We start from the raw sequence: 14,133 nt of genomic DNA, 5'->3' as shown, positions 1-14,133 counted from the left end.
CTCCCCGCCGGGGCCTCTCGCCGCCACTCCCGGCGGCCCGGGGCGCCGTATCGGCTCGCGGGGTGCACGATCGACGGATGAGCAGCAGCCCGGCCGGGGACCCGGCCACGCCGCCTCCGGAGGGCCCCGGCGGCGGCCGGGTGCCCGCGGTTCCGCGCCGGGAGTTCGACGAGATCTTCGCCGCGGTACGGACCTGGGGACGCTGGAGCCCGGCCGACCGGGGGGCCTGGAACCGGGTCACCGGGGAGCACGTCCGCCGGGCGGCGGCCCTGGTCCGCTCCGGGCGGACGGTGCCCCTGGGGCTGCCCTGGAACACCGCGCCCGGCACCGAGGGCGAGCGGCCGGCCCTGCACCACATGACGGACCTCGGCGATGTGGAGGCCCCCGAGCCCGCCACCTACAAGGACTTCATCGGGGCCGACTACCACGGCAAGTCCGTGAGCCATCTCGACGCGCTCTCCCACATCGCCTACCGGGGCCTGCTCTACGACGGCCGCCCGGCGCGGGAGTCGGTCGGCGCGGGCGGGGCCCGCTTCGGCGCGGTGGACGCCCTCGGCCCGCTCGTCACCCGCGGGGTGCTGCTGGACCTGCCCGCCGTCCGCGGAAGGCCCTGGCTGGAGCCCGGCGAGGCGGTGCGCGCCCGGGACGTGCTTGACGCGGAGGAGGCCCTCGGGGTGCGGGCCGGCGAGGGCTGCGCGGTGCTGCTGCGCACCGGCCGCTTCCGCCGCCGCCGGGAGCGGGGCCCCTGGGACCTCGGGGCGGCCGGGGCGGGCTTCCACGTGGACGCCCTGCCCCTGCTGGCGGAGCGCGCGATCGCCCTGCTCGGCGGGGACGGGGACAGCGATCTGCGGCCCTCGCCGGTGGAGGGGGTGCACTCCCCCGTGCACACCCTCGCGGTGGCCGCGATGGGGGTGCCGCTGCTGGACAACCTGGACCTGGAGGAGCTGTCGGCCGCGTGCGCGGAGGCCGGGCGGTACGAGTTCATGATCGTGGTGACCCCGCTGGCGGTGCCGGGCGGCACGGGCTCGCCGGTGAACCCGGTCGCCGTCCTGTGAGCCGCCGTGATCCCTTCTGCGCCGCCCATATAAGTACAAAAGCGGAGGAATATACTCGGAAAGCACTCGCTCGATGCGGACATCCCGGTGCGGCGGCTCGGCAAGGGAAGTGGTGCAGATGGGGCTCACGGGAAGCCAGAGGAGCCCCGCACGCTCCCGTGAGCGCTTCCTGCGGGGCGAGCCGGTCCAGGACGGTGTGCGGGCCGCGATCCTGAACTCCTGGACGCGCAGCCGCCTGCTGGGGCTCTCCCCCGACCAGACCGAACTGCCCTACCGGGACGACTTCGACCCCGACAGCCGGCTGGTCCGCGCGGCCGTCCCCGTGCTCGACCAGCTCCAGGCCCGGTTCGCGGGCAGCCTGCTGAACATCTCCCTCGCCGACGGCAACGGCACCGTGCTCCAGCGCCGCTTCGGGGAACCGGCGCTGGCCCGCAGCCTGCCGCCCATCCAGGCCGTCCCCGGCTTCGTCTTCGCCGAGCGGTACGCGGGCACCAACGGGATCGGCCTGGCCCTCGCCGAGCGGCGGCTCTGCCAGGTCTACGCCGCCGAGCACTTCGCCGAGCGCTCCCAGGCCAGCGCCTGCGCCGCGACCCCGATCCGCGACCAGTTCAGCGGGCACGTCGTCGGCGTCCTGTGCTTCGGCTACCCGCGCGGCTACGAGGACCCCGCGCTGCCGATGCTGGTCCAGCGGGCCGCCGGGGCCATCGAGCGGCGGCTCACCGAGCAGTGCTCGGCCCGCGAGCAGGCGCTGCTGCGCGGCTACCTGGACGCGCGGCTGCTCGCCCGCGCCGGAGAGGCCGCCGGGGACGGGCACCCCGTCGGGCTGGACGAACTGACCGACGGCGGGCTCGACCGGCACGACCAGATGGTCCTCAAGGAGAAGGCCACCGAGCTGATCTGCTCCACCCGGCGGGCCGCCGTCGAGGTGCCGCTGCACCACGGCCGGGGGGTCACCCTCGTGAGCCGGCCCTTCACCAGCGACTCCGGGGTGGAGGGCGTGGTCGTCGAGGCCGTCCTCGCCGGGGACCGACCCGCGCACCACCTCGCCGCCTCCGTCCACGCCACCTCCGAGTACGCGGTGAACCTGCCGCCGCACGCACCCGGTACAGGACACGGCGCGGTGCGGGGGCTGGTGCTGGTCGGGGAGCCCGAGGTGGGCAAGTACGCCGTCGCGGCCCGCCGCCGCCTGGAGCTGCTGGCCGAGGCCAGCACCCGGATCGGCACCACCCTGGACGTGCGCCGCACCGCCCGCGAGCTCGCCGAGACGGCGGTGCCGCGCCTGGCCGACTACGTCACGGTCGACGTGCCCGAGGCCGTCCTGCGCGGCGAGGAGTCCGCCGACCCCCGGGCCGATCTGCACCGTACGGTGGTGCACGGCATCCGCTCCGACTGCCCCTTCCTGCCCGTCGGCACCCCCGTCGTACCCGCCCCCGGCAGCCCCCACCTGCGCTGCCTGGACGGCGAACCGGCCGTGTTCGAGCCCGATCTGAGCGCCGCCGCCGGGTGGACGGCCCAGAGCCCCGAGGACGCCGCGCGGATCCTGGCCCACGGGGTGCACTCCCTCATCTGCGTACCCCTGCTGGCCCGGGGGGTCCTGCTGGGCATCGCATCCTTCTACCGCGCGCAGGACCCGTCCCCCTTCGGCGAGGACGATCTGCGGCTGGCCCGCGAACTCGCCGCGCGCGCCGCGCTGTCCGTCGACAACGCCCGCTGCTACACCCGCGAGCACACCCTCGCCCTGGCCCTCCAGCGCAGCCTGATGCCGCGCGGCCTGCCCGAACAGGGCGCCGTCGAGGTGGCGCACCGCTATCTGCCCGCCGAATCCGGGGTGGGCGGCGACTGGTTCGACGTCATCCCGCTCTCCGGCACCCGGGTCGCCCTGCTCGTCGGGGACGTGGTCGGCCACGGTCTGCACGCCGCCGCGACGATGGGCCGGCTGCGGATGGCCGCCCGCAACTTCGCCGAACTGGAACTGGCCCCCGACGAACTCCTCACCCATCTGGACAACCTCCTCGTACGCCTGGACCGCGAGGAGGGCGGCGAGGACGCCACCGGCAGCACCGGGATCGCCGGGGCCACCTGCCTGTACGTCAACTACGACCCCACCTCCCGGCAGTGCGTGATGGCCCGCGCCGGGCACCCGCCGCCCGCGCTGGTCCACCCCGACGGCGGTGTGAGCTTCCCCGATCTGCCCGCCGGGCCGCCGCTGGGGCTGGGCGGCCTGCCCTTCGAGACCGCCGAGCTCGAACTCCCCGAGCACAGCACCCTCGTCCTCTACACGGACGGGCTGGTGGACCACCGCCACCGCGACATCGACCTCTCCCTGGACCGGCTGCGGCGCGCGCTCGGCCACCCCGACCGGCCGCCGGAGGACACCTGCCGGGCCGTCATCGACGCCGTGGCGCCCGCGCATCCCGCCGATGACATCGCCCTGCTCGTCGCCCGCACCCGTACCGTGCCCGCCGACCGGATCGCCTCCTGGGACCTGCCGCCGGACCCGGCCCGCGTGTCCGACCTGCGGGCAGCCGCCACCCGGCAGCTGGCCGCGTGGGGGCTGGACGAGCTGGCCTTCGCCGCCGAGCTGATGCTCAGTGAGCTGGCCACCAATGCCGTCCGCTACGGCTCGGAGCCGGTCCGGGTACGGATGATCTACGACCGGACCCTCGTCTGCGAGGTCTCCGACGGCAGCAACACCGCCCCGCACCTGCGGCGGGCCGCCTCGACGGACGAGGGCGGGCGCGGCCTGTTCCTCGTCGCGCAGCTCTCCCAGGCGTGGGGCGCCCGCTACACGCCCCGGGGAAAGGTCATCTGGGCCGAGTGCGCCCTCGACGCGGCATGACCCGCCGCCACCGGGGGCCGATATGCCGGACTTGGTGGCGTACGTCCACGTACCATCCTGAACGTCACGCAGTCCCCAGCAGTAACCCCAGGCGGCCCCGGAGAAGTCCGTGCATGACACTCCCGTCCCCCCGATGAGCCCGCCCGCGCGGCCCGGCGGGCCGCCGCTCGTCCGGATGCGCGGCCTCCGCAAGCACTTCGGCGGCACCCTCGCGCTGGACTCCGTGGACCTCGACCTGCGCGGCGGCAGCGTGCTCGCGCTGCTCGGGCCCAACGGCGCCGGGAAGTCCACCCTCATCAAGGTGCTCGCCGGGGTCCACCGGGCCGACGCGGGCGAGGTCACCGTGGCCGGGCACCCGCTCGGATCCGAGGCCGCCTCGCGGCGGATGTCCTTCATCCACCAGGACCTCGCCCTCGTCGACTGGATGACCGTCGCCGAGAACATCGCCCTGGGCACCGGCTATCCGCGCCGCCGCGGACTGATCTCCTGGCGGCGCACCCGCGAGCGCTGCGCCGAGGCCCTGGACACCGTCGCCGGGCATCTGGACCCCGGCAGCCGGGTCGCGGACCTCGCCCCCGCCGAGCGCTCCCTCGTCGCCATCGCCCGCGCGCTGGCCCGGCGCGCGGAGCTGTTCGTACTCGACGAGCCGACCGCCACCCTGCCCGCCGCGGACTGCGCGCGGCTCTTCGGCGTCCTGCACACCCTGCGCGACCGGGGGCACGGCATCCTCTACGTCAGCCACCGCCTGGACGAGGTGTACGCCGTCGCCGACCGCTTCGCCGTGCTCCGCGACGGCTGCGTCGTCAGCGGGGGCCCGCTCGCGGAGTACCCGGCCGACCGCCTGGTGCGCGACATCGTGGGCCGCGAACCGGAGCGCCGCCGCCCCGCGACCGCCGCACCCGCGACCGCCGCGCCCGCGTCCGGCCCTCCGCGTCCGGTGGTGCTCAGCCTCGACGGGGTCGCCACCGAGCGCACCGCGCCCGTCGGCCTGGAGCTGCGCGCGGGCGAGATCGTCGGCATGGTGGGCCTGACGGGCGCGGGCCACCAGCAGCTGGGCCGCGCCCTCGCCGGGGCGCTGCCCCTGCTCGGCGGCCGGATCCTGCTGGACGGGCGACCGTACCGGCCGCGTACCGTCGCCGCGGCCCTCGGGCGCGGGGTGGGCCTCGTACCGGGCGACCGTCAGGAGGAGGGCTGCGCCGCGGGGCTGACCGTGCGGGAGAACCTGCTGGCCAATCCCCGGGCCACCGGTGTCCCCGCCTGGCGGTGGACCGGTCCGCGCCGCGAGCGCGCCGAGGCCGCCGCCCTGATCGCGCGCTTCGCGGTGCGTCCGCCCGACAGCGAGGTCCCGCTCGCCACCCTGTCCGGCGGCAACCAGCAGAAGGTGGTGGTCGGCCGGTGGCTGCACGGGCCGCTGCGCCTGCTGATCCTGGAGGAGCCGACGGCCAGCGTGGACGTGGGTGCCAAGGCGGCCGTCCACCGGATCATCGAGGAGGCGGCCCACGCGGGTCTCGCCGTGCTGCTGGTCTCCACCGACTTCGAGGAGGTCGCCGGGCTCTGCCACCGGGCCCTGGTCTTCGGCCGCGGGACGGTACGGGCCGAGCTGGCGGGCCCGGAGCTGAGCGTCGCCGCCCTCACCCGGACCGCCTCCGCCCTGCCCGCCATCACCGGAAACCCCACCGGCCGGTGACGCCCCCGTCCACCCGCCGCCGCTCCCTGCCGGGCCACGGGCATCCCGTCGGCACCTACGGCCTGCTGGCGCTCACCGTCCTGCTCTTCCTGGTCTTCTCCCTGCTGCTGCCGGCCACCTTCCCCACCCTGGACAACGTCTCCGCGATCCTCTCCAACCAGTCCGTCCCCGCCCTGCTGGCCCTGGCCGCCACCCTGCCCATCGCCGCGGGCCGCTTCGACCTGTCCCTGGGGTACGCGCTGGGCCTGGCGCACGTCATGGTCATGTACCTCGTCGTGGAGGCGGGCTGGCCCTGGCCGTGGGCCTGCCTCGCGGTGGTGCTGGGCGGCGGGCTGGCCGGGGTGGTGAACGGCGTGATCGTGGAATTCGCCCGGATCGACTCCTTCATCGCCACGCTCGGCACCGGCAGCATGATGTACGCGGTCAGCGGCTGGATCACCGACGGCGGCCGGATCGTGCCCGGCCCGGACGGCCTCCCGGCCGCCTTCCCCGGTCTGTACGACTCCCGCCTCCTCGGGCTGCCCCTGCCCGCCTTCTACGTCCTCGCGCTCGTGGTCCTGCTGTGGGTGGTCCTGGAGCGGCTGCCGTTCGGCCGGTACGTCTACGTCATCGGCTCCAACCCGCGCGCCGCCGCGATCCTCGGCATCCCCACCCACCGGTACTCCGTGTACGCCTTCGCCGGCTCCGGGCTGGTGGTCGGCTTCGCCGGGGTCCTCCTCGCGGCGCAGCAGCAGACCGGCAACCCGAGCGTGGGGCTGGACTACCTGCTGCCCGCCTTCGTCGGCGCGCTGCTCGGCTCCACCGCCATCCGGCCGGGCCGCGTCAACGCGCTCGGCACGCTGGTGGCGGTCACCGTGCTGGCCGTGGGGCTGGCCGGGATCGGCCAGCTCGGCGCGCAGTTCTGGGCCACCCCGCTGTTCAACGGCGCCACCCTGCTCATCGCGGTCGGCCTGGCCGGCTACTCGGCCCGCAGGCGGCTGCGTACGGGCGCGGCCGGAGCGTTCCCGGGCGGGCGGGCGGGCCCGCCGGCGAAGGGGAGCGCACCCCCGGCCTGATCCGCCCACCGCCGTACCCACCAGCCTCCGGGAGCACCGTGTACCCCCACCGTACGACCGCCCTCATGGCCACGGTCCTGCTCGCGGCGGCCGCCGTCACCGGCTGCGGTGGCGGCAGCGGCGACGGGCCGCCGGGCGCGACCGCCCCCGCTGCGGCCGGCTGCCCGGCCGTCCTGCGGGAGGCCCAGGCGGCCGTGGCGCGGGCCGAGCGCACCGACACCGCGTGGAACGGGCCCACGACCGGCCCCGCCGCGGTGCCCGGCAAGACCCTGGTCTACGTCGCGCAGACCATGACCAACCCGGGGGTGGCCGGGGTGGCGCAGGGGGTGCGGGAGGCGGCCCGGACGATCGGCTGGCAGGTCCGGGTGATCGACGGTCAGGGCAGCCCGGCGGGTATCCAGGCCGCGATGGGCCAGGCCGTCGCACTCCGGCCCTCGGGCATCGTCATCGGCGGCTTCGACCCCCGCCTGACGGCGCAGCAGGTGGCGGGAGCGCGGGCGGCGGGCATCCCGCTCGTCGGCTGGCACGCGGTCGACGCGCCCGGCCCGAGCGCGGACCCGCCGCTGTTCACCAACGTCACCACGAAGGTGGCGGAGGTGGCGCGGATCAGCGCGGACTGGGTGATCGCCCGCTCCGGCGGCCGGTCGGGGGCGGTGCTCTTCACCGACGACTCGATCCCCTTCGCCCGCTCCAAGGCCGAGCTGATCCGCCGCCGGCTGGCCGACTGCCCCGGGGTGTCCCTGCTGGCGTACGCGAACATCCCCATCCCGGACGCCAGCCAGCGCACGGCGCAGGAGGTCTCCTCCCTGCTGTCCCGCTTCGGCGCGAAGTGGACGGACTCGGTCGCCATCAACGACCTCTACTTCGCCGACGCGGCCCCGGCCCTGCGGGCGGCGGGCAGGCCCGGGGCGGGGCCGCCCTTCAACATCGGCGCCGGGGACGGCGACCCGTCGGCCTTCCAGCGCATCAACGGCGACCAGTACCAGTCCGCCACCGTGCCGGAACCCCTGTCGCAGCAGGGCTGGCAGATCACCGACGAGTTCAACCGCGCCTTCGCGAACCGCCCGGCCAGCGACTACGTCGCCCCCGTCCACGTGGCCACGGCCAAGAACAGCGCCGACACCACGTCCTGGAACCCACCCGGCTACCGCGAGGCATACGAACGCATCTGGCGCGGCTAGCGGCCGGACGGCGGGATCAGCACAAGGTGTCCCAGTGGTGCAAGGCGTTCAGGGCTGCCGTGCGGGTGGTGGGGGTGGCCGGGGTCGGGGGGAGGAGGTAGTCCGCGACCGGGGTGAGCAGCAGGTGGGTGTCCGGGGTGGGGGTGAGGAGGCGGGCCGTGTCCCAGGTGTGGCGGATGACCGTACGGCGCAGCAGCGTGCCGCGGCGGGTGGGCAGACGCCGGGCGGGGGCGGCCGCGGTGCGGCGGCGGTGCTCGGGGGCCAGCTCCGGGGCGAGGGCGTCCCGTACGGCGGCGAGCGGGCCGAGGGGGAGGTGCGCGGCGGCGTGGTCGAGGAGGACGGCCGCCTCGGGCGCCAGCCGGTAGGCGGCGAGGACGGCCGCGGTCTCCGCGGGCTCGAAGGGGGCGGCGGTCAGGCCCGCGAGGTCGAGGACGGTGAGCGGGGCGGGCGGCAGCGCGGGGCGGCGGAGGTGGGCCTCGGCCAGGGCGATCAGGCATTCCACGGGCTCCTCCGCGACCAGGTACGGCCGTACGGGCACCGCGCGGCCGTCGCCGGGCAGGGCGGCGGTGCTGAGGTGGACGCGGTACCAGGGGTCGGCGAGGGGGTCCTCGGCGGGCCAGTGCACGGTGACGGAGGTGTGGTGCGGGCGCTCGCCGAGCAGGGAGACGTCGATGTGCTCCACGGGATGGTCGGTGACCAGGCGGACCACCGCCTGCCACAGGGCGGCCTCGTCGGGGGCGACGAGGTCGAGGGTGCCGACCGGGCGGAGCAGCCCGGCCGGGTAGTGCCCGGCCAGCGGGAGGCTCCCGATGGCGCGGACGCCCGTACAGCAGCCCAGTTCGGCGGCGAGGCGGGCGTAGTGGGCGGCGCGGTCGCGGGCGCGGCCCAGCTCGGCGCGGGCGGGGCCGCCCATCCGGACGCCGTCGCGGTGCAGCGCCGAGAGTACGAGATGGGGCAGGTGGCGGCCGGCCCGGGAGCGGTGGAGCAGTTCGGCCGGACCGGCGCCCGGGTCGAGGTCGAGCAGCCGGTACAGCAGTGCGGTGTTCACGGACGTCCGCCTCCGAATGTATGGTCAGGCCCGGCGCCGCGGCGGCCGAGGGGGGCGGGCTGGCGGCACCGGACCGTGTCCGGCGTGCCCGCGGCACGGCGATTCTGTACGGCAGGGTTCAACACCTGATCACCACAGGCTCAACGGACTCTCGACACGGGGTACGACGCTGTGGTTAAAAGGTGACACAAATTTAGACATGTGCGCGAACGGGGCGGGCACTTGTTCTGGGGGCTGGGGGCAGGACTTGGGCGATCTCCGTTTCTCGTTACTCGGTCTGATGCAGGCTCACCGGGGCGCCGACGCGCTCAAGATCGGTAGCCCGCAGCAGCAGGCGATGCTGGCGGTCCTGCTGCTCAGGCCCGGATACGCGGCGAGCGCGACCGATCTCATCGCCGCGCTGTGGGGCGAGGAGCCGCCGGGCGCGGCGATGACCACCGTACGCACCTACGCCTGGCGTTGGCGCAAGGTGCTCGACGCGGGAGGGAAGGGCGCGGAGGGCGAGGTGGCCGGGAAGGCGCCCTCCAGCGTGCTCGTGTCGATGGGCGACGGCTACCGGCTGGTGCTGCCGAAGCTCGCCGTGGACTCCGCGCAGGCGGAGGCCCTGGCAGCCGAGGCGGAACGTCTCGCGCGCACCGAACCACTGTGTGCCCGGGACCTGTTGAACCAGGCGCTGGCGCTGTGGCAGGGCGAGCCGCTGGCCGGTATTCCCGGCCCCTTCGCGGAACGGCACCGGCAGCGGCTGGAGGAGCTGCGGCTGACCCTGCTGGAGGAGCGGATCGGGCTGGACCTGACCCTCGGCCGGCATTCGCGCTGCATCCCGGAGCTGACCGCGCTCACTACCGAACACCCCCTGCACGAGCGGGCGTACGGGCTGCTGATGCGCGCGCTGTACCAGGCGGGACGGCAGGCCGACGCGCTCGCCGTGTACCGCGGGGTGCGGCAGCTGTTCCTGGCGGAACTCGGCGTACCGCCCGGCCCGGAGCTGGACCGGCTGCACCGGAGGATCCTGGAGAGCGATCCGGAACTGGCTGCCCCGATGGCCGCCGACAGCTCCGACAAGGGCGACCAGAAGGGGACTTCGGAGGCGGCCCGGCGACGGGCCGAGCCTCCGCAGGACACCGCCCCCGGGAGCGGACCCGGCGCGCGGGCCGCGGGACCGGACCGGCGGGAGGACCGCGGGGGCGGCGAGGGCGGCGAGCCGTCCAGACCGGCGCCCGCCCCGCCGAGACCGGCCCAGCTCCCGCCCGATGCGGCCGACTTCACCGGCCGTACCGCGCCCGTACGGGTCCTGCACGAGACCCTGGCGGCCGGCTCGGCCCGGGCGCTGGTCATCGCCACCGTGGTCGGCATGGGCGGCGTCGGCAAGACCGCCCTCGCGCTGCACGTGGCCCACCGCGTCCGGGACACCTACCCGGACGGGCAGCTGTACGTGGACCTGCGCGGCTCCGACCCCGTCCCGGCCGACCCGGAAGCGGTGCTCAGCGGCTTCCTGGTGGCGCTCGGCGTGCCCGGGGACGCCGTACCGGACGGGCTGGACGCGCGCTCGGCGCTGTTCCGCTCCGTGGTGGACGGCCGGCGGCTGCTCGTCGTCCTGGACAACGCCAAGGACGCGGCGCAGATCCGGCCCCTGCTCCCGGGGGCCTTCGGCTGCGCCGTGCTCACCACCGGGCGGACCCGCCCGGCCGGGCTGCCCGCCACGGTGCGGGTGGACCTGGACGTGTTCCAGCCCGCCGAGGCCCTGGACCTGCTCGCCCGCACCATCGGCGCCGAGCGCACGGCCGCCGAGCCGGAGGCGGCGCGGGAGCTGGTGGTGGCCTGCGGGCATCTGCCGCTGGCGGTGCGGATCGTCGCGGCGCGGCTCGCGGCCCGGCCCCGCTGGACGGTGGAGACCCTCAGCCGCCGGCTCCAGGTGGAGCGGCGGCGGATCGACGAACTGCGTATCGGGGACCTCGCGGTGGCGGCCGCCTTCGAGCTGAGCTACCGCCAGCTCACCGCCGACCAGGCCCGCGCCTTCCGGCTGGTCGCCTCGGTGGACGGCCCGGACATCGGCCTGCCCGCGGCCGCGGCGCTGCTCGACCTCGACGAGTACGACGCGGAGGACCTGCTGGAGGCCCTGGTGGACGTGGCCATGGTGGAGTCGCCGTTCCCCGGCCGCTACCGCTACCACGACCTGCTGCGCGTGTTCGCGCGGCGGCGGCCGGTGGAGGGCGCCGGCCCGGCGGGCTCCTGCGCGGCGGCCGGGGTCGCGGCGGAGAGCGGGGAGGCGCTGGCCGCCCGCGACCGGCTGCTGGACCATCTGCTGGCCACGGCCTGTACGGCCTTCCAGCACGCGGTGCCGGGCGATCCGGCGGCTGGCGCCCTCGGCCCGGCCCGCTCCCCCGGCGTGGCCCTGGCCGGGTGGGACGCGGCCCGGGAGTGGACGGCGGCGGAACGCGCGGGTGCGGTGGCCCTGGCGGCCCAGGTCGCCGCCGACGCCGGTACGGGCGCCTCCGGTACGGGCGCCTCCGGCGGCTGCGCGGCGGGGACGGACGGTGCGGGCGGTGCGAACGGGGAGGGTGGTGCGGCCGGGGAGGGCGGTGCGGCCGGGACGGCGCTGCGGGCCGCGATCGATCTGCTGATCGCGCTCACCCCCTTCGTACTCACCCCGCCGAGCCGCCAACTCGCTGCCACCGCCGACGCGCTGGCCGAGGCGGCCGCCGTCCACGGTGATCTGCGGGCCGCCGGACGGGCGCACTTCCTGCGCGGGAACGTGGCCCTGGCGGCGACCCGGCTGGAGGCGGCGGAGGCGGCCTCCCGGCAGGCGGTGTGCGCGGCGCGGGCCGCCGGTGACACGGTGATCCTCCGCCAGGCGCTCAACGACCTAGGGCTCATCTGCCAGTTCCTCAGCCGCTACGACGAGGCCGTCGACCACTACGACGAGGCACTGGTCCTGGCCAACGCGCTGGGGCACCGCTCGGGCGCCCTGGTGACCACCGTGAACGCGGCGCTGGCCCGGGTGCGGAGCGGGCGCGCCGACGAGGCGGTGGAGATCTGCCACGCGGTACTCGCGGAACTGCGGACCCGGCAGGACGATCCGGGGCGGGCGTACACCCTGTACGTCCTGGGCCTCGCGCTGCACGGGCTCGGGCGGCACGCGGAGGCGGTGACCTGGTTCCGGGAGTGCCTGACGGTGGCGACGGGGGCCGGTCTGCGGGACCGGGCCGCGCACGCGCGCTACCGGCTGGCGGACAGTCTGCGCTCTCTCGGCCGGGCGGACGAGGCCCTGGACCACGCCGGTCAGGCGCTGGCGCTGTGCGAGGAGCTGGGGGCGGAACGGGACCAGGCGCAGGCGCTGGTGGTCCTGGGCCGTTCGCTGGCCGACCTCGGGCGCGAGGAGGAGGCGCGGTCGCGGCTGCGGCAGGCGTACGAGATCTTCGCGCGCCTGGGGCTGCCGGAGGCGGCCGAGGTGGCCGGGCTGCTGGAGGAACACGCCTCGGCGGCGGGGCGCTGCGGGGGGCGGGAAGCCTGAGGGCGGTTCAGGAGCCGGTGCTGTTCCAGTCCTTGTCGTCGGACGGGGTGGGGGTCGGCGTGGGCACCGTGGCCTGGGTGGTGCCCACGGTCCCGCCGCCCTGTCCGGCACCCTGTCCGGCGCCGGTGCCGTCGGCCATCGCCGCGCCGGCCGCGCCCAGGGCGATCAGGGTGCCGAGGCCGAGACCGGCGAGGGCCAGGGCGACGCGGGTGCCGGTGGTGTGGTTCGCGTGCTTCGCCATGACTGCTCCCTGAGGTGTCTTCCGGAGTTTCCCCGGGTGTTCGGGGCGTTCCGGGCTGATGGGAGGAGCATGGCAAGGCACGTTCAACAGCCGATCGACGCACGAGCACCGTGCGTCGACCGGCCGCGTTGATCGGGGCGTTGATCCGGGCATCGACCAGGGCGTTGACGGGGCCGTCGCCCGGGGTCCGAGGTCGGAGGACCCCCGGCCGGTCCGGAGTCAGAGCGCCCCCGGCCGCTCCGGGAAGTTCCGCAGCCGCCGCAGCGGGCTCGCCAGCAGGACCGCACCCGCCGAGAGCAGCACGCACGCCATGATCCACAGCGTGGTGCGGGCCCCGAGGACCCCGCCCAGCCAGCCGCCGAGCAGCGCCCCCACCGGGATCGCGCTGAAATTGACCGTCGAGGCGCTGGCCCGGATCCGGCCGATCATCTCCGGCGGGCAGTACGCCTGGTAGAAGCTCCCGGCGATGACGTTCCCCGCGATGACCCCGCAGACGGCCACCGACCAGGCCACCGCGCTCACCGCCAGCGGCAGCCGCTCCCCCGCCATCGGCAGCAGCAGGATGAACGGGGCGCCGACCAGCTCGCAGAGCAGCAGCCCGCGCGCCGTGCCGAACCGGCGGGCGATCCGCCCGGCCAGGGCGGCCCCGGCCAGACCGCCGACCGAGACCACCGCGAAGACCATGCCGATCCCGCCGGGCGTCACACCGACGCTGCGCACCAGGAAGATCGTCTGCACGGCCTGGATGCCGTTGAGCCCGAGGTTGCCGACCGCCGCGAAACCGGCCAGCGTACGCAGGTACGGGTCGTGCACCAGGAAGCGGACGCCTTCCTTGATCTCCCGCAGGATCCCGCGGCGGGCGGAGACCGGCGGCGGCTTCTCCTCCACCCGGATCCGGCCCACGCACAGCGCCGCCACCAGGTAGGTGAGGGCGTCCACGAGCAGGCCGGTGACGGCGCCGAACGCCTGGGAGATCAGGCCCGCCAGGCCCGGTCCGGCGATCTCCGCGGCCGCGTCCCCGGAGCGGAGCTTGACGTTGGCCTCCAGCAGGTCCTCCTTGGCGACCAGCGCCGGGAGGACCGCACTGTTCGCGGTGGACAGGAACACCTTCACCGCGCCGGCCAGCAGCGCCACGCCCACCAGCTGGGCCATGGTCAGCAGCCCCAGCCAGCCCGCCACCGGGACACTGCCGAACAGCACCAGCAGCAACAGGTCGCACACCAGCATCACCTTGAGCCGGGGCCAGCGGTCCACCCAGGCACCGGCCAGCAGCCCGAGGAAGAGCCAGGGCACCCAGGCGGAGGCGGTCAGCACGCCGACCATGAACGGGGACGCCTCCAGGGTGACCACGGCCACCAGGGCGAGCGCCACGTTGCCGACGGCGGTCCCGAGGCCGCTGGTGGTCTCACCGATCCAGAGCCGGCGGAAGTTGGCCTGCGCCCACAGACCCCACCGGGTCCGCTGCGGCGCGTCCCCCACCGGGGGTGAGGGCGGCTTGACGGGGGCTGTGGTCATG

Annotated in this window: 9 protein-coding genes; 6 read left to right on the top strand and 3 right to left on the bottom strand. The window is 75.8% G+C overall.

The window, feature by feature from the left end:
- Nucleotides 1-77: 77 nt before the first annotated feature.
- From ABZ873_RS10855 to ABZ873_RS10835, 5 genes are all read left to right on the top strand, one after another.
- Nucleotides 78-1,055, top strand: a complete 978-nt coding sequence (locus tag ABZ873_RS10855; RefSeq protein ID WP_360868419.1) for a cyclase family protein — start codon at nucleotides 78-80, stop codon at nucleotides 1,053-1,055.
- Between the two features lie 118 nt (nucleotides 1,056-1,173).
- A complete protein-coding gene (locus ABZ873_RS10850; RefSeq protein ID WP_360868416.1) occupies nucleotides 1,174-3,894 on the top strand; it encodes a SpoIIE family protein phosphatase in 2,721 nt (906 codons plus the stop codon).
- A gap of 133 nt (nucleotides 3,895-4,027) precedes the next feature.
- On the top strand, nucleotides 4,028-5,581 hold the full coding sequence (locus tag ABZ873_RS10845; RefSeq protein WP_360868413.1) for a sugar ABC transporter ATP-binding protein: 1,554 nt from the start codon (nucleotides 4,028-4,030) through the stop codon (nucleotides 5,579-5,581).
- A complete protein-coding gene (locus ABZ873_RS10840) occupies nucleotides 5,578-6,636 on the top strand; it encodes an ABC transporter permease (RefSeq protein ID WP_360868410.1) in 1,059 nt (352 codons plus the stop codon). Before ABZ873_RS10845 ends, ABZ873_RS10840 begins: the two co-directional genes overlap by 4 nt.
- 65 nt (nucleotides 6,637-6,701) lie before the next feature.
- Complete coding sequence (locus ABZ873_RS10835) at nucleotides 6,702-7,817, top strand: substrate-binding domain-containing protein (RefSeq protein ID WP_360868407.1); 1,116 nt, start codon at nucleotides 6,702-6,704, stop codon at nucleotides 7,815-7,817.
- Nucleotides 7,818-7,833: 16 nt separating this feature from the next.
- Here the strand turns inward: ABZ873_RS10835 and ABZ873_RS10830 are convergent, their stop codons facing one another.
- Nucleotides 7,834-8,865: a hypothetical protein gene (locus ABZ873_RS10830; protein WP_360868404.1), complete on the bottom strand. Its 1,032-nt coding sequence runs from the start codon at nucleotides 8,863-8,865 to the stop codon at nucleotides 7,834-7,836.
- A 280-nt stretch (nucleotides 8,866-9,145) separates the two neighbouring features.
- On the opposite strand from ABZ873_RS10830, the gene ABZ873_RS10825 reads away from it, so the two are divergent.
- On the top strand, nucleotides 9,146-12,376 hold the full coding sequence (locus ABZ873_RS10825; protein WP_360868402.1) for a BTAD domain-containing putative transcriptional regulator: 3,231 nt from the start codon (nucleotides 9,146-9,148) through the stop codon (nucleotides 12,374-12,376).
- Nucleotides 12,377-12,383: 7 nt separating this feature from the next.
- Here the strand turns inward: ABZ873_RS10825 and ABZ873_RS10820 are convergent, their stop codons facing one another.
- Nucleotides 12,384-12,617, bottom strand: a complete 234-nt coding sequence (locus ABZ873_RS10820) for a hypothetical protein (protein WP_360868399.1) — start codon at nucleotides 12,615-12,617, stop codon at nucleotides 12,384-12,386.
- Between the two features lie 219 nt (nucleotides 12,618-12,836).
- Entirely contained in the window at nucleotides 12,837-14,132 is a 1,296-nt protein-coding gene (locus ABZ873_RS10815) for an MFS transporter (RefSeq protein WP_360868396.1), read from the bottom strand.
- Between the last annotated feature and the right edge of the window lies 1 nt (nucleotide 14,133).

It is taken from the genome of Streptomyces sp. NPDC047014, from assembly GCF_040644195.1.
Classification (GTDB): domain Bacteria; phylum Actinomycetota; class Actinomycetes; order Streptomycetales; family Streptomycetaceae; genus Streptomyces.
The sequence above is the reverse complement of the archived record's forward strand: the minus strand, read 5'-3'. Positions and strand labels throughout refer to the sequence as shown.

Excerpts from the sequence above, each read along its gene's own strand:
- ABZ873_RS10835 (WP_360868407.1), top strand. The coding sequence starts at position 6,702 with ATGGCCACGGTCCTGCTCGCGGCGGCCGCCGTCACCGGCTGCGGTGGC.
- ABZ873_RS10855 (WP_360868419.1), top strand. The coding sequence starts at position 78 with ATGAGCAGCAGCCCGGCCGGGGACCCGGCCACGCCGCCTCCGGAGGGC.
- ABZ873_RS10820 (WP_360868399.1), bottom strand. The coding sequence starts at position 12,617 with ATGGCGAAGCACGCGAACCACACCACCGGCACCCGCGTCGCCCTGGCC.
- ABZ873_RS10825 (WP_360868402.1), top strand. The coding sequence starts at position 9,146 with ATGCAGGCTCACCGGGGCGCCGACGCGCTCAAGATCGGTAGCCCGCAG.
- ABZ873_RS10850 (WP_360868416.1), top strand. The coding sequence starts at position 1,174 with ATGGGGCTCACGGGAAGCCAGAGGAGCCCCGCACGCTCCCGTGAGCGC.
- ABZ873_RS10815 (WP_360868396.1), bottom strand. The coding sequence starts at position 14,132 with ATGACCACAGCCCCCGTCAAGCCGCCCTCACCCCCGGTGGGGGACGCG.
- ABZ873_RS10845 (WP_360868413.1), top strand. The coding sequence starts at position 4,028 with ATGAGCCCGCCCGCGCGGCCCGGCGGGCCGCCGCTCGTCCGGATGCGC.